At 45.1% G+C, this 16179-nt stretch carries 15 protein-coding genes and 1 riboswitch; of the genes, 6 read left to right on the plus strand and 9 right to left on the minus strand.

The window, feature by feature from the left end:
* Positions 1-119 precede the first annotated feature (119 nt).
* Together BLP57_RS00680 and BLP57_RS00685 are read right to left on the minus strand one after the other, a co-directional pair.
* Positions 120-1805 (minus strand): formate--tetrahydrofolate ligase, encoded by a 1686-nt coding sequence (locus tag BLP57_RS00680; RefSeq protein WP_092068491.1) that lies wholly within the window; start codon positions 1803-1805, stop codon positions 120-122.
* A gap of 73 nt (positions 1806-1878) precedes the next feature.
* Positions 1879-1960, minus strand: a riboswitch (ZMP/ZTP riboswitch).
* A 240-nt stretch (positions 1961-2200) separates the two neighbouring features.
* Positions 2201-3601, minus strand: a complete 1401-nt coding sequence (locus tag BLP57_RS00685; RefSeq protein ID WP_021652983.1) for a sodium-dependent transporter — start codon at positions 3599-3601, stop codon at positions 2201-2203.
* Positions 3602-3822: 221 nt separating this feature from the next.
* Here BLP57_RS00685 and BLP57_RS00690 point away from each other — a divergent pair, with 221 nt between their 5' ends.
* Positions 3823-4551 (plus strand): helix-turn-helix domain-containing protein, encoded by a 729-nt coding sequence (locus BLP57_RS00690; protein ID WP_092068494.1) that lies wholly within the window; start codon positions 3823-3825, stop codon positions 4549-4551.
* 63 nt (positions 4552-4614) lie between these two features.
* On the opposite strand, the gene BLP57_RS00695 is transcribed toward BLP57_RS00690, so the two are convergent.
* The 3 genes from BLP57_RS00695 to BLP57_RS00705 are packed head-to-tail and all read right to left on the minus strand — an operon-like array spanning position 4615 to position 6799.
* On the minus strand, positions 4615-5463 hold the full coding sequence (locus tag BLP57_RS00695) for a 4Fe-4S binding protein (protein WP_092068750.1): 849 nt from the start codon (positions 5461-5463) through the stop codon (positions 4615-4617).
* Positions 5464-5470: 7 nt separating this feature from the next.
* Positions 5471-5623, minus strand: a complete 153-nt coding sequence (locus BLP57_RS00700) for a CD1871A family CXXC motif-containing protein (RefSeq protein ID WP_092068499.1) — start codon at positions 5621-5623, stop codon at positions 5471-5473.
* Between the two features lie 27 nt (positions 5624-5650).
* On the minus strand, positions 5651-6799 hold the full coding sequence (locus BLP57_RS00705; RefSeq protein WP_059086046.1) for a TlpA family protein disulfide reductase: 1149 nt from the start codon (positions 6797-6799) through the stop codon (positions 5651-5653).
* A gap of 205 nt (positions 6800-7004) precedes the next feature.
* On the opposite strand from BLP57_RS00705, the gene BLP57_RS00710 reads away from it, so the two are divergent.
* Positions 7005-7682 carry a response regulator transcription factor gene (locus tag BLP57_RS00710; RefSeq protein WP_022426717.1) on the plus strand — a complete coding sequence of 226 codons (678 nt, stop codon included), beginning with the start codon at positions 7005-7007 and terminating at the stop codon, positions 7680-7682.
* Complete coding sequence (locus BLP57_RS00715; protein ID WP_092068502.1) at positions 7679-8845, plus strand: sensor histidine kinase; 1167 nt, start codon at positions 7679-7681, stop codon at positions 8843-8845. Before BLP57_RS00710 ends, BLP57_RS00715 begins: the two co-directional genes overlap by 4 nt.
* Before the next feature lie 17 nt (positions 8846-8862).
* Here BLP57_RS00715 and BLP57_RS00720 read toward each other — a convergent pair whose 3' ends face one another.
* The 4 genes from BLP57_RS00720 to BLP57_RS00735 all read right to left on the minus strand — a co-directional run bounded on the left by BLP57_RS00720 (position 8863) and on the right by BLP57_RS00735 (position 13012).
* Positions 8863-10125, minus strand: coding sequence for an MFS transporter (locus BLP57_RS00720; protein ID WP_092068505.1), 1263 nt, complete (start codon positions 10123-10125; stop codon positions 8863-8865).
* Positions 10126-10340: 215 nt separating this feature from the next.
* The gene (locus BLP57_RS00725) at positions 10341-11465 is read right to left on the minus strand and encodes a DUF362 domain-containing protein (protein WP_092068508.1); all 1125 of its coding nucleotides are present in this window, start codon (positions 11463-11465) and stop codon (positions 10341-10343) included.
* A 140-nt stretch (positions 11466-11605) separates the two neighbouring features.
* The gene (locus BLP57_RS00730) at positions 11606-12073 is read right to left on the minus strand and encodes a DUF2284 domain-containing protein (protein WP_015527271.1); all 468 of its coding nucleotides are present in this window, start codon (positions 12071-12073) and stop codon (positions 11606-11608) included.
* Between the two features lie 66 nt (positions 12074-12139).
* Complete coding sequence (locus tag BLP57_RS00735) at positions 12140-13012, minus strand: LysR family transcriptional regulator (protein WP_092068511.1); 873 nt, start codon at positions 13010-13012, stop codon at positions 12140-12142.
* Positions 13013-13167: 155 nt separating this feature from the next.
* Between BLP57_RS00735 and BLP57_RS00740 the strand changes: the two genes are divergently transcribed.
* The 3 genes from BLP57_RS00740 to sdaAA are packed head-to-tail and all read left to right on the plus strand — an operon-like array spanning position 13168 to position 15952.
* Complete coding sequence (locus tag BLP57_RS00740; protein ID WP_092068514.1) at positions 13168-14388, plus strand: dicarboxylate/amino acid:cation symporter; 1221 nt, start codon at positions 13168-13170, stop codon at positions 14386-14388.
* 5 nt (positions 14389-14393) lie between these two features.
* Positions 14394-15062 (plus strand): L-serine ammonia-lyase, iron-sulfur-dependent subunit beta, encoded by a 669-nt coding sequence (gene sdaAB, locus BLP57_RS00745; RefSeq protein WP_092068517.1) that lies wholly within the window; start codon positions 14394-14396, stop codon positions 15060-15062.
* Between the two features lie 20 nt (positions 15063-15082).
* A complete protein-coding gene (sdaAA, locus tag BLP57_RS00750; protein WP_092068520.1) occupies positions 15083-15952 on the plus strand; it encodes an L-serine ammonia-lyase, iron-sulfur-dependent, subunit alpha in 870 nt (289 codons plus the stop codon).
* Positions 15953-16179: the final 227 nt, after the last annotated feature.

A 16179-nucleotide genomic window follows, 5' to 3' on the forward strand; every position in this document is an offset into this window, starting at 1 on the left:
TGTAAATGGCTGGACCGCCGCCATGAGCAATAGACAACAATATAAGAAAAAGCGGCAGAACCTCTATTTTTGCAAGCTCTACCGCTTTCTATCTGAATTCCCCTCAAAAAATCTTTATATTAGAACAGTCCTGTGATCTTACCGCTCTCGTCTACGTCGATCTTGGTTGCTGCCGGTACTTTCGGAAGACCTGGCATGGTCATGATCTCACCTGTCAGTGCAACAATAAATCCTGCACCTGCGGAAATCTTAAGATTTCTTACTGTTACCTCGAAATCTGTCGGAGCACCAAGCTTTGTCTGGTCGTCTGTTAAGCTGTACTGGGTCTTAGCCACACAGATCGGGCAGTTGCCAAATCCAAGTGCCTCCAGCTGTTTCGCCTGCTTCTGGGCATTTGCTGTAAGAACCACTTTCTTTCCACCATAAACCTTCTGTACGATCTGGTTCAGTTTGTCCTCGATGGAGCCTTCCAGTTCATAAGCATATGTGAAATCATTCGGCTCTTCAACAAGACGGATCACTTCCTCAGCAAGCTTGATTCCGCCTTCGCCACCTTTTGCCCATACCTCGGAAAGTGCTACGTTTACGCCAAGCTCCTTGCATTTTGCTTCCACAAAATCAAGCTCTGCCTTGGTATCGGTCGGGAATGCGTTAATAGCTACCACACATGGAAGCTTGTATACATTTTTGATATTGCTTACATGCTTCAGAAGGTTCGGGATACCCTTTTCAAGAGCCTCAAGGTTCTCATTGTTAAGATCTGCTTTTGCAACGCCACCATTATATTTCAGAGCACGTACGGTTGCTACGATAACAACGGCACTTGGTGTAAGACCTGCCATACGGCACTTGATATCCAGGAATTTCTCAGCTCCAAGATCAGCACCGAATCCAGCCTCTGTGATGGCATAATCAGCAAGCTTCATAGCCATCTTTGTAGCGGTTACGGAGTTACATCCGTGAGCGATATTTGCGAATGGTCCGCCATGAACGATCGCCGGAACATGCTCCAGTGTCTGAACAAGGTTTGGTTTCAGGGCATCCTTCAGAAGTGCTGTCATAGCACCCTCTGCGTGGAGGTCTCCTGCTGTTACCGGTTTCTGCTCAGCAACCTTACCGTAAGTATATCCGATGATGATTCTGGAAAGTCTCTCTTTCAGATCTTTGATATCACTTGCCAGACAGAGAACTGCCATAATCTCAGATGCTACAGTGATGTCATATCCGTCTTCACGCGGCATACCGTTTGTTCTTCCGCCAAGTCCGTCTACTACATTACGAAGCTGACGGTCGTTCATGTCCACGCATCGTCTCCAGGTGATCTTTCTCGGGTCGATGTTCAGTTCATTACCCTGGAAAATATGGTTGTCGATCATTGCTGCAAGAAGGTTGTTTGCCGCACCGATTGCATGGAAATCACCGGTAAAATGAAGGTTGATATCCTCCATCGGAACTACCTGTGCATAGCCGCCGCCTGCCGCACCACCTTTGACACCAAATACCGGTCCCAGGGATGGCTCACGAAGAGCTACCATAACATTTTTTCCAAGTCTCTGCATTCCATCTGCAAGACCTACGGTTGTCGTAGTTTTTCCCTCACCTGCCGGTGTCGGGTTGATGGCTGTTACCAGGATCAGCTTTCCGTCTTTTTTGTCTGTTTCTTTCAGAAGATTATAGTCGATCTTTGCTTTGTATTTACCATACTGCTCCAGATATTTGTCATCAATACCTGCTTTCTCTGCAATCTTGGTAATTGGCTCCATTGTGCACTCCTGTGCAATCTCGATGTCACTTTTAAATCCCATAATGTTCTCCTTTCTCCGCTGCAACCGTCTGCATCTTTTATCCCATAAAAAAGAGCAGTATCTGAAGTTTTTCAAATACTGCCCAGACGGTCGACTCATCGAATCTCCGGCTCCCTCGTGGTTATCCCACAACTCCGTCAGTCACCGAAGACTTTATTAATTTGATGATTGAATACTAACATATTTATTAGTACTTGTCAAGAAATTATCAAATTATTTTTTCACTTTTAAAGTGAGCTAAGTCTAATTTTCTGAATCATTTCCGTTCTATGTATTAGTTTTCTCTCCAACATTCGTACATATCTTTTTTCATCAAATCCTCTGTTATTTAATCGTATCTTGTACTGGTCATCCGTTAATGCGACTGTCCAGACGCCATAAACATATTACCACACTTATGAAATCAAATCTGCAAATCCTGTAGATACCAGGAATAATATCAGCATTACAACCGGCACTACATAACGGATCATAAAGCGATATAACCCTGCCCGTTTGAAGTGTTCCCCATTTCGTTCCACTTCTCCTATGATCCAGTCAGGGCCGATCACCCAGCCGATCAGAATGCTTGTCAAAAGTGAGATAAACGGCATCAGAAAACTGTTGCTGATATAATCCATCACATCCAGAAGCTGTCCAACGGAACCATTTGGCAGTTTAAGTTCAAAATACAGTTTGTTATAACCAAGGCAGATCAGTACTGCTGTAACAAGAGAATAAATTCCGACAGCACCACACATTTTCTTACGTGGTTTATGATAAAGTTCCATGCAGTTTGCAACCAGTGTCTCCATGACAGACACGCAGGAAGTCAGTGCCGCAAATCCCATCATCAGGAAAAATGCAATTGCCACCGGACGGCCAAATACTCCCATGGCATCAAAAACCTTTGGCAGTGAGATAAATATCAGGCTTGGGCCGGAAGCCATTCCATCCTTTCCGAGAAATACAAAAACAGCCGGTATGATCATCATTCCTGCAAGAAACGCAACGCCGGTATCAAAGATCTCAATCTGATTTGTTGCTTTATTTAAATTAACTTCATTTTTCACATAAGAACCATATGTAATCATGATTCCCATAGATACACTTAAGGAAAAGAATAACTGGCTCATCGCATCCAGAAGGATCTCCAGGAAGCGTTTTACCGTCAATCCATGAAAATCCGGTTTGAGGTAAACAGCCAGCCCCTGCATACCGGTGCGGACAGTTCCATCCGTATCAGTATGGGACAGTGTCAGTGAAAAAATGGCAATGATCACGATCAGAAGAATCAGCCCCGGCATAATGATCCTGGAAAACTTTTCGATTCCCTTTTCCACACCACGAAATACGATCCAGGCAGTCAATGCCAGAAAGATCAGCATAAATACAACAGGTGCAATATCTGATGTAATAAATGATGTAAAGTATACATCTGAAGCCGCATCTTTCCCATCAGAAATAATATAAGTAAAAAAATATTTTACAATCCATCCACCGATAACAGAATAATAGGTCATGATCAATGCCGGAACCATAAACGTTAAATGTCCTAAAAATTTCCACTTTGGATCAAGAGATTCAAAAGCCCTCAATGCATTTTTCTTTGTCTTTCTCCCAAGTGCTACATCCGTTGTCAACAGTACAAATCCAAAAGTCAGTACCAGTACCAGATAAACCAGCAGGAAAAGTCCTCCGCCATCTTTGGCACAGAGATATGGAAATCTCCAGATATTTCCAACTCCTACTGCACTTCCGGCTGCCGCCAGGACAAAGCCTATTGAGCCGGAAAAGCTACTTCCTTTTTCTTTCATTTCAATTTCCCCTCTTCAAATATATATTTGATATAGGTTGAAACCTTCAGCCTAACAGCCATATCTTACCTTAAATAAAGATAAGTGCAAATGGCAGAAGTTTCTTTTTACGAAATTTTATTTCAAAAAAGTTTCTTACTACTTTACAAAATACCGGTTTTTCCGATATAATCGTATACAATAAAAATTAATAAGAAAAATAGATAGTATGAGGAAACAAAATGAGTAATTTTACCTGTTATGTAGGTGAACAAATAAGAAAATACCGAAAAGCCGGAAAGATGACTCTGCAGGATCTGGCAGATGCCATCCATAAAAGTCGAGCTACCGTATGCAAATATGAAAATGGAGATATCTCCGTTGATATCGAAACTTTATATGAGATCAGCCAGATTCTCCAGGTATCTATGTCCCAGCTTACCACTGGTCTTCCTGAAACAGCCAGTAAACCGTCCAATGCACTGGGAAAAGGACAAAAAAGCCCATTTTTTCAGGCACAGCGACTATATTTTTACTTTTACGATGGACGCTATCAGCGTACGAAGGATGGCGTCATCGATATTTATGAAAAAAAAGGCGAATCCGGAAAATACGAAGCAACCTTAACGATCTGTTCTGTTTCTGCCAACGGAAGAAGCAGTGAGATTTTTTACACCGGAAAAGTTCTTTACAGTGATATGCTGATCCGTTTTTCCTTTGTAAATCAGTATAACCCACTGGAAGAAGATCTCCTGTACATTTTTAATCCTCTGGAGCTTCGAGATTTTACAACAGGACTTTTGTGTGGGATTTCCAGTGCGGATCTGATGCCCTGCGCATTCAAATGTGTGATCACTTTAAAACCACAGGAGCTTACCGAAGCGTTCCGCCACCAGCTGCTTTTTACAAAAAAAGATCTGAAGCGCTGGGAACAGCTGAATATGTTACTGATAGATAATATGGAAAAGTAGTTTTCTGCAAAAAACGGTACACCTTATATTTTATAAGCTGTACCGTTTTCGTATTTTTCTGTATCAGGGTTTGCTTGCAAACCCACACCGGATTGCCTGTGTCGGACATATCTTTTTACATCTTCCACATCGGATGCACTCTGCACTGTTGGGATTTTCCGTCGGATCGACCTCCATCTGGCAGATATTTCTGCATTTTCCGCAGTGAACACATTTTTCTTTATCTACTCTGTAACGAAAAACGGAAACTTTATTAAATACCGAATAAAAAGCTCCCAGCGGACAGATATACTTACAGAATGGCCGGTATATCATAATTGATAAGATAATGGTGATCACCAGGATTGTATTTTTCCACATGTACAGCCAGCCTACTGCACTTCGCATGGATTTGTTCAGCAGCACCAGAGGGATACCTCCCTCCAGCGTTCCTGCCGGGCAGATCAGCTTGCAGAAATATGGTGCTCCTTGGCCCATGATATCTACTACAAACATGGGAAGTATGATCACAAATACAAGAAAGATCACATATTTCAGTTTTCGCAGAAGCTTATCTCCCCGAAATGTCCGGATCTTCTTTGGAAAAGGAATCTTGTTCAACAGATCCTGGATCAGTCCAAAGGGGCAGAGAAATCCGCACACCAGTCTTCCAAGCAACGCTCCTACAAAGATCAGAAATCCAGCTACATAATATGCCATCTTGAAGTTCCAGCTTCCGATCACAGCCTGAAGGGAACCAATGGGACAGGCCCCTCTTGCCCCGGGGCAGGAATAACAGTTCAGCCCCGGAACACAGACATTTTTCAGTTTTCCGGTATAGATCTTTCCAGTCACAAACCCTGATATGTGACTGTTTGTAAGGGCCGCCCACAATGCCTGGATTCCATGCCGCGGCCATTCATTTATTTTCATCTTCTTATTATCCAATGCCAATACACTCCATACAGATGTTGATCGCTTTTGTAAAAACTACAGACACCTCGCCCCTGCAGATTCCCAGTATCATCAGTAAAATTCCCAAAACTGCCAGAGCAGGTCCGATCCACCTGGATTCTGTTATTTTCCGAATCATTTTTTCACTCTCCGTAATGATCATCTTCTACTTTGAAACGTTTTTAAGCTCTTTTTCCACGATTTCCTTCCATTCGTCCAGTGTATGGCTTCCTGTATAGGTATCGCCTACAATGTTTCCATCTTTGTCAACAAAAAATGTTTCAGGAAATGCGGAAATCCCCTGCAGACGGCCGTTCATCATAGTAGTATCCGGTATCAGGAACGGATATTCTGCTTTTGTTTTTTCCTGAAGAATGCCTGCTTTTTTTACTGCCTCCTCGTCCTGATTTCCCTTTTCATCTGTAGTATCAAGCACCACGCCTGCTACTCCGACGCCTTTATCTTTCATTTCTTTATAAAGCTCCTGAAGTTCCGGAATCTCTTTTACACATGGTGAGCACCAGGTTGTAAAAATATTTACCAGCGTCAGGTCATAGTCACTGAATACTTTTTCTGTATATGTTTTTCCATCTATTCCTGTTGTTTCAAATTTTCCTACAGATTTTACATCCTCCGGGTTGACGCTGGTATCCTGAGGCTGTTCAAACACGGAAATATTCTGATACGGTGTCATTTCCGTAATGTCGGTTTTGATCTTTTCCAGCTCCTTTGTCAGCTTTTCATCTGCATCTTTGTTGGTGCTCAGATAATATTTGTATTTCCCGTCACTACTGCTTCCAAGCTCTTTATGCTCTGTACAGCCAGTGATCTCATCCAGCTTTTTCTGTGAAGCTTCGTCATAAACACCAATTGTACCAATTCTGTCCAGACCTGCCACCCAGTCGTCATATCCTGTTCCCATCTTCTGTATTTCGGCGTTTTTCTGTTCCTCTGTCATTTTGCTCCAGCTTATATAGGCATATGTCACTGCATTGGTCTGATTCTCAAAATCTTCCGTGGTAAGCATTGCAATGCTCTGATCCTTGATCTGCTTTAACAGCTCCTTTGAAAGTGAAAGCTTCAGTCCCAGAAACGGATATTCATAAGAATCCTGTGCCTTGCAGGTTACGTCGGAAGGCTTAAATGTACCTGCTACCAGATCTGATGAAACTGCCTCTCCATCCACCGCCATTGCCTCTCCGATATCTGCTGTTTCCGTGCTTTCTGCCGCTGTTACCGGCACACTTCCTAATGCAGATATTCCTAATACCGCTGCTGCCATAAGTGCTGTTATTTTCTGTGTTCTTAATTTCATTGTTTATATTCTCCCTTCTGATATCACCGGCCCATATCCGGAACCGGCGTATATTTTATATGTTAATTTTGTTCTCTATAGCCTTACTATATCATCCCCTGTATAAAATCTCTGTTAAGAAATAAAAAAATTTACAGGAATTTTATGCTATACATGATATGATAGATAACAAAGCAAAATCAACTGTTTTTTAGGAGAATTTACTATGCATATATTGATAATCGAAGATGAAAAGCAGCTTTGCCAGTCTATTGCGGAGGGGCTTCGCATGGATGGCTATGAAGCGGACACATGTTTTGACGGGGATGAGGGACTGGAATTATGTCTGGTGGAAAATTATGATCTCATCCTTCTTGATCTGAACCTTCCAGGCGTTGATGGGCTGGAAATCCTGCGCCAGTTTCGGGAATCCAATACTTCCACTCCCGTTTTGATCCTATCTGCTAGAGGACAGATCCAGGACAAGGTTGAAGGGCTTGATCTCGGTGCCAATGACTATCTCACAAAGCCTTTTCATTTTGAAGAGCTGGAGGCACGGATCCGAAGTCTGACACGAAGGAAATTTATCCAGCAGGATGTATGTCTGCAATGCGGACGTATCAGCTTTGATACCCGTACAAGAAAGGCCAGTATCGATGGACTTCCTCTTTCTCTGACCCGAAAGGAAAGTTCTCTTCTGGAATATTTCCTTCTTCATCAGAACCGTATCATAAGCCCGGAAGAAATGATCGAGCATATCTGGGACGGAAGCGTCAACAGTCTCAGCAATTCCATTCGTGTCCACATTTCTTCTCTTCGAAAAAAGCTGCGCACGGCTCTCGGCTTTGATCCAATACAGAATAAGATCGGCCAGGGTTACATTTTAACGGAGGATATAAAATGAAAAAAATAACCGGAAAGCTATCTCTTCAATGGCGTCTGACACTGATCACCGCACTGCTTATGACAGTCACCTGCATTCTGATGTATTTTTTTATCAGTCAGTCTGCAGTTGCCGGAATGGAGAATCTGGGAGATTACATGATACGGATCGATAACACAGACTCTGCTCCCATCACCTTTAATATGGATCCCTCCGTCTTATTTCCGGAGCTTTCCGATCAGCTGCAGTTGACCAAAAAACTTTTTCTCACCAAAGGACTCATGGTAACAGGGATCATCATCCTTCTCAGCAGCATCTGCACTTATTTTATCAGCCGTCAGGCATTACTTCCGCTTCGCAGACTCAGCCAAGAGGTAAACCAAATAGAGGTCCAGAACCTTTCAGAGGCTCTTGAAGTTCCTGCTACCAATGATGAAATTTCCCGCCTGACAATTTCATTTAACAAAATGCTCGCACGCCTGGATGAGGCCTTTACTGCTCAGAAGCAGTTTTCTGCCAATGCAGCCCATGAGCTTAGGACTCCTCTTGCCGTTATCCAGACAAATCTGGAGGTTTTTGCCCGCAGGGAAGCACCTGCTTTAAAAGATTATCAGGAGATTTTTGCCATGCTCCAGGAACAGACCGGGCGACTTTCCCATCTGGCTGAAATCCTCCTGGATATGACCGGTGTACAGACTGTTGAACGTTCCGAAAGGATCTCTCTGGCAGCACTGACGGATGAGGTTTTCTGCGACCTGGCTTCCATAGCGGAACAGAAAGAAGTTGAACTGATCCAGCAGGAAGGTGACTGCATCATTACCGGAAGCTATCTGCTGCTGTATCGCGCTGTGTACAATCTTGTGGAAAATGCGATCAAATACAATCACTCCGGTGGAAAAGTAACCGTAAATATCCATCCTTCCGAAGAAATAACAGATACATCCACCTCTGTCAATTACGTCTTTCTTGAAGTCTCCGACACCGGAATCGGCATTCCTCCTGAATATCAGGAAAAAATCTTCACCCCGTTTTTCCGTGTGGACAAATCAAGAAGCCGCGCTATGGGAGGTGCCGGCCTGGGGCTTGCACTTGTCAGTGAAATTGTCAGACAGCATAACGGACAGGTAAAAGTACTGGAAAGCAGCAAAAAAGGCAGCATGATCGCAATTATGCTGCCAGTCTGAACATGTTTGTATTACATTTACTTTATATGCTCATGAACGGTTTTCTGAGGATTTACCGCAATGTTTCCGCTTTTCATGGCATCCTCTGTCATCTGCGCAAAATACTCATCCGTAACCCCGGTGTCCGATAATTTCGCAGGGATTCCAACCTGGGCGTTCAGCTCATAGCCATTACTGCTCACCAGACCGGAGATCGCCGGTGCGCCAAAGGTTGCAAATACAATGCCGAACATGACAAATCCGTAATTCTCCCCGGTGTGCTTCATTCCGAAAATAGAGCTTGTCAGGGACGGAAAGCTTCCCATGATGCCGCCGTAGCAGCCGTACATCAGCACAACAGCAACCGTTACTGCCAGGGATCTTGATACAGCGAGAACTCCCATAGCGATCACTGCCACGATCAGCACTCCTTTGATGCAGACGATCCTTCCCACTTTATCTGCCAGTGTCGGAAGCACCAGTCTTGCTCCCGCATTGACAATGGATCCAAGCATAACAGCGCTGACTGCCACTGCAGACGGGATCCCAAGGTCGATCTGGTAGGTCTGGGATACCGGTGAAACCATAAAATAAGAAATCAGTCCAAAGAACATGGTCGCAAGAAGAAGATAAAAATTTCTTGTACGCATCATCTCTCCGGATGTATACTGCTTCATCTCCGATGTTCCGGACTTTGCCGCAGAGCCACCTGCGTTCACCAGACTCTTATCGGGTGCCTGAAAAAAGATGCCGCACAGGATCCAGGAAACTGCGATGGCTGCCCCAATGATCAGAAAGGTTTTCTGCACTCCCTCTGCCTCCAGCAGCTTTCGACTCAGCGGCGCCAGGAAAAATCCGCAAAGTCCGTTGGCAGTTACCACAACACCGGAAGCAAATCCGGTACGGTCCGGGAACCATCTCTGCACAGTTGCCAAGATCACCGTGTAGATCATTCCCTGTCCAAATCCCTGCATCACGCCATAGGACAGATACATAGGAAACGGTGTAGGAACGATCAGAAATGCGGATGCCAGGATTCCTGCCGCAAAGATCCCGCCTCCGATCCATACAATCGTCTTTTCCTTAAAGCGGTTCTGCATCCTTCCGCCTACGATATTTCCGAATACAAAGGTGCTCAGTGCCAGATAAAAGCACATGGATGCCTGTCCCTGGCTCCAGCCTGCCTGCTCCATCACATAGGGCTGGTAAATAGACCATACATGGGGATATCCGGTAAAAAAGATCGCGAAAGCTCCGAATATCATAGTCAGCAGACGCTGTTTTTTCTGTATTCCTGTCATAATTTCCTCCTCTGAAAAAGATTTCAGGCCTGCTCTATATTCTCTGCTCACAGAATGCAGCCTGTTTCTGTACACACGATCTGCACGTTTTCCTGCACGTTTTCCTGCACATTAGCTCCGCTTATTACGTTTTTTCATTTTATATTTCTTTATTTACGCAAAAAAGCACGCCATGTAACAGGCGTGCTTTCGTGATTTTATATGATTTCTGTTGCTTATTTGATTATCTTCAGCTCATATTCCCTGGTTCCCAGACCGATCTTTTCTGCCTGATCCAGGGTTGCCTTCCACTCAATATTCGGATTGGAATCCTTAAAGTGGTCATGATGACAGTGCCATCCCGGCTCTGCCAGATGCTCTCCAAGCTGGCTGTTGGCGATCGGTGTTGCCTTCAGGCAGGCATCTGCACAGGCCTGATCCAGTGCAACCGGGTCAAAGCTTGCGAACATTCCGATATCCGGAAGGATCGGCGCATCATTTTCACCATGGCAGTCACAGTTAGGGCTGATATCCTGTACCAGTGCAATATGGAAATGGGGACGTCCGTGACAGACAGCCTGTGCATACTCTGCCATCTTGCGGTCAAGAAGCTCGTTTGCACTGCTATTCGGATTGTATACGGCATCATAGCTGCAGGCCCCGATACAGCGGCCACAGCCTTTGCATTTATCATAATCGATAACTGCTTTCTTGTTTACATATGTAATCGCATCACTTCCGCACTCTTTCGCACAACGGCGGCAGCCACGACAGACATCTTCATGGATGGCCGGCTTTCCGCTGGCATGCTGCTGCATTTTTCCGGCACGGCTTCCGCATCCCATACCGATATTCTTCAGAGCACCGCCAAAGCCGGTTGTCTCATGTCCCTTGAAATGGCTGAGACTGATAAAAATATCTGCGTCCATGATAGCATGTCCGATCAGGGCAGTTTTGCAGTATTCTCCGTTTACTACCGGAACTTCTATTTCATCGGTTCCTCGAACTCCGTCACCGATGATGATCTGGCATCCGGTTGTGATCGTGTTAAATCCGTTAAGATTTGCACAGTCCAGATGCTCCAGTGCATTCTTTCTGCTTCCCGGATAAAGAGTATTACAATCTGTCAGGAACGGCATTCCGCCCTGCTCCTTACAAAGATCTGCAACTACCTTTGCATAGTTCGGACGAAGGAATGCCATATTTCCAAGCTCTCCGAAATGCATCTTGATGGCTACGAATTTTCCATCCATATCGATATCTTTGATTCCTGCGGCAACACAGAGTTTTTTCAGTTTGTCCAGCTGGCTGGTTCCCACCGGACAACGAAAATCAGTGAAATAAACTGTTGATTTTTCCATTCTGGTTTTTCTCCTGCTGATTCTTTTTATGTAATTACATTTATTTAAACTCTACACGTTTTTTCTGTTTCTGTCAACGGATACTCGCATTTGTAAAACTCCATCTATTTCTCCCATATTCCTTTACAAAATCCTTCATCTTACCCATGGAAAAGAACCTGGGAAAAATAACGGATCATTCCGTCGCTAGTCCAGCATAGCATTCCTGCAGCGTCTGCCATTTTCTGTGCATCCACACAGTAAGCGGACATGCAGGAATTATGTTTATAAGGTCCCGCACTCATGATCAGAAGATCAGTTATTCCCTCTTCTTTCATCTTCTCTGCCAGCTGTTCTGTCAGTTTGTTATGAGCAAGTTTTGCCTTTTTGTAGTCCATAAGGCCATCCTGCATTGTCTGGAGTATCAGCGTTTTTTCGTATTTCAGCGCATGCTCTTTCATCTCCTCTACAGTGCCGCTCTGTGGTGGACATGCCGGGTTTTTATCATAATTCCCGCAAAGATTGTCCTCGCAGAAAACCCGGTATTCCGGCACAAATACAAGCTGATCGGTACTTATGACCGCTGCGTCGGAAAAACCAAGAGCTTTTGCTTCTTCAATAAGATTCATTTTTTCTCTCCTGTGTTTTTTTCTTTTATAGTGCCACATTTTATTTGTTTTTACAAGCTCTGACTTTCACTCTGCCGCCAGACGGATAAACTCCTCCATCTCTCTCGTCTTAAACTTATTCTTATGGTAAAAGATCTGCCGGTACATGGATATCTCCACATCTTCCACATGTAAAAGGGCAATTCTTCCTTTCCGGATATCCCGCTCCACAGCCAGATAGGGAAGAAAGGAAAGTCCGTGGTTCTTTTCCAGCATGCGGATGATGAAAGCGGTATCGCTGATCTCCAGTACCGGTGACAGGGCCTGCTTCTTAAGCGCCAGCTGCTGATCCAGGGCCTGGCGATAATTGGCATTCTTTTCCGTGAGAAAAAAAGGTTCTTCCAGAATATCCTCCATCTTCAGCGTCTTTCCCGCAAACTCCGAATCTGCGGAGGCCACAAATACTACCGGCTCCGCCTTCTCCATGACCTTCACCCAGTTCTGGTCCCACCTTGGGGTATCCAGTATATAAATAAGATCCAGCCCGTTATGCTCCATCATCCGTATCAGCTGCTCCGGTGTATCAATAGTCACCTGCATATTTACTTTCGGGTGAAACTCACGAAATTTGCTGAGAACAGCCGGAAGCTTTGCTGTGCAGAGAGATTCAATAGTCCCGATATGTAATGGATTTTTCAGTTCCGAATCATCATTCATTGACTTTTTTGCTTTATTTACGTCATATAAGATCCGGCTTGCATGCTCCATAAACTCTTTTCCGGACGGAGTAAGCACCACACGCTTTCCGGTTCTGTCAAAAAGTCTTGTTTCCAGCTCATTTTCCAAAAGACGGATCTGGACAGTGATCGCTGACTGGGTGTATCCCAGAACCTCTGCTGCCCTGGAAAAGCTCTGAAGCTGTGCTACATGTACAAACGTCTCCAACTGACGGATTTCCATGATTTTCTCCCTTTTTCTATGAAATTTTTTCATCGTGATGATGAAATCTGTGAATTTGCCTTATTTTTATGTCAATGTTACAATACAATCACGAGGACGTCAATCGTATTTTTGTGCAAAATGAATAAATTCATACTTAGGAGGAAAGAATCCAAATGGAAAAGAAAAAAATCAAGATCGGACTTGTGCCGAAGCTGATCATTGCCATCATCGTAGGTATCCTGTTCGGCCAGTTCCTTCCGGAAGGCTTCTGTCGCTTTGTTGTAACCCTTTCCGGATTTTTCAGTACCTTTCTGAAATTCGTCATCCCGCTGATGATCCTTGCCTATGTGACCATGGGTATTGCGGATCTTTCACAGGGTGCAGGGAAGCTTCTCCTGATCACAGTGGCTCTGGCTTATGGCTCCACTCTGATCGCAGGTTCCGCATCCTATCTGGTATCATCCAGCCTGTTCCCGCACTTTATGAGTGAAGGTGCACTGGATCAGATCGCAGCTACCGCAGACGCATCCCTGACACCATTTTTCTCTATCACACTGGAGCCGGTCATGGATACTCTTTCTGCTGTTGCCCTTGCCTTTGTCATGGGACTGTGCCTCTCTTCCATGCGTGGAAAAGAAATGGGAAACAGCCTTTATAACGGAATGAGTGACTTTTCCAAAATCATTGACAAGGTCCTTCATACCATTATCATCCCGCTGCTTCCGCTTTACATCTGCGGAACCTTCACAGATATGACTATTTCCGGAAAAACCTTTGCCATCTTAAGCATCCTCTGGAAGGTATTCCTTGTTGTTATCATCATGCACCTGATCTGCATTACGATCCAGTTTGTGATCGCAGGTACTGTCAGCAAAAAGAATCCTTTCACTCTGATCAAAAATCAGATCCCGGGATACACAACTGCTCTGGGAACCCAGTCTTCCGCAGCTACCATCCCGGTCAATCTGGAATGTGCCAAAAAGGACGGCGTGTGCGAGCAGATTCGCAACTTCGTAGTACCGCTCTGTGCAAACATCCACATGGCCGGTTCCATGATCACCATCACAGCCTGTGCTACTGCAGTCTGCCTTATGAACCAGCTGCCCATCAGTCTTGGGATCATCGTTCCGTTCATCATGACTCTCGGTGTTGCCATGGTTGCATCTCCCGGTGCTCCCGGTGGTTCCATCATGACTGCCCTTCCATTCCTTTACATGGTATTCGGAGCGGAAGCCGGTGATCCGGACGGTGCCATCTGTGCTATCATGGTTGCCCTTTACATTACCCAGGATTCCTTCGGAACTGCCTGCAATGTATCCGGTGACAACGCCATCGGCGTAATCGTTGACACCATTTATAAGAAATTTATTGCAAAAACATCACAGGAGAATTAAGCAAAATGTCTTTTATCAGTGTATTTGACGTTATGGGTCCCAACATGATCGGTCCTTCCAGTTCTCATACCGCAGGGGCTGCACGCATTGCTTTCCTTGCCCAGAAGATGATCACGCCGCCCCTGAAAAAAGTGGAATTCATCCTTTATGGTTCCTTCGCCAGAACATACAAGGGACACGGTACAGACCGTGCCCTCCTTGGCGGGATCATGGGCTTTTCCACAGATGACATGCGTATACGGAATTCTTTTGATATTGCCAGGGAACAGGGGATCGACTTTTCCTTTACTCCAAATGAAACAGAAACCGATGTCCATCCCAACACTGTAGATATCCATATGGTCAATGAACAGGGACAGGAAATGACAGTCCGGGGGGAATCGCTGGGCGGCGGCAAGGTCCGTATTGTGGAGATCAACCACGTGAAAGTGGATTTCACCGGCGAATACAGTGCCATCATCGTGATCCATCAGGATACTCCCGGTGTTGTGGCCTACATCACCAAATGCTTAAGTGAACGTAACATTAACATTGCCTTCATGCGCCTCTTCCGTGAATCCAAAGGAACCACAGCCTATACGATCGTGGAATCCGACGGTCATCTCCCGGAAGATATCGTAGAAAGCATTCACCGGAACACCAACATCCATGATGTCATGGTTGTTCAGATGTAGGGAAAAGGAGGATGTGTTTTATGAATTTCAAAAATGCCAAGGAACTTCTTGCTCTCTGCCAGGAAAAAAAGCTTCCGATTTCCGAAGTAATGCGCCAGCGTGAGATCCTTCTCGGTGAAACCACTGCTGAAATCGTGGACCAGCGCATGGACCGTGTTCTGGAGATCATGAAGGATGCTGCTTTTTCCCCCATCAAAGATCCGGTGATATCTATGGGCGGACTGATCGGCGGTGAAGCCCGAAAGCTCTGCGAATTTCATGACCTGGGAAAAAGCCTGTGCGGAAATGTTCTCGGAAAGGGGATCACCTACGCTATGGCAACCCTTGAGACCAACGCTTCCATGGGACTTATCGTTGCCTCTCCTACTGCCGGCAGTGCCGGGATCGTTCCCGGAATGATGCTTGCTCTTCAGGAGGTCTATGGCTTTTCCGATAAAAAAATCCGCCAGGCATTATTTAATGCAGGCGCGATCGGCTATCTTGCCATGCGTAATGCAACAGTTGCCGGTGCTGTTGGCGGATGTCAGGCTGAGGTCGGAATCGCTTCTGCAATGGCTGCTTCTGCTGCTGTGGAACTTCTTCGCGGTACACCTCTTCAGTGTACTTATGCTGCTTCCACGGTTCTTATGAACATGCTTGGACTTGTATGCGACCCTGTAGGCGGCCTAGTGGAATATCCCTGCCAGAACCGTAACGCAGCCGGTGTTTCCAATGCCCTTATCGCAGCGGAAATGTCACTGGCCGGTATCCCCCAGTTCATCCCGCTGGATGAGATGATCGATGCCATGTATACTGTGGGCAAAAAGCTTCCTGCAGAGCTTCGTGAAACTGCTCTCGGCGGTTGTGCAGCCACACCGTCCGCCTGTGAGAAGTGTCATCTTTGCAGTTGAAATGCAACTATGGCAGAGAAAAAGCAGTTGGATATCTTATGCCCCATTTGTTGCACAGCTCTATATTGAATAATAACTTCATAGTTTGCTCAGTCAGATAATAAAACGGAGAATTCCTTAAATTTTTCTTTCGGGAATTCTCCGTTTTCTTTTTTATAAATCCTAATTTATAATTTCATGTGTAAATATCTTTTATTTCTCCAGCACCGGGATATTCTCCTTTTCTG

Source organism: Blautia sp. SF-50 (assembly GCF_900101315.1).
Lineage (GTDB): Bacteria > Bacillota > Clostridia > Lachnospirales > Lachnospiraceae > Blautia_A > Blautia_A fusiformis.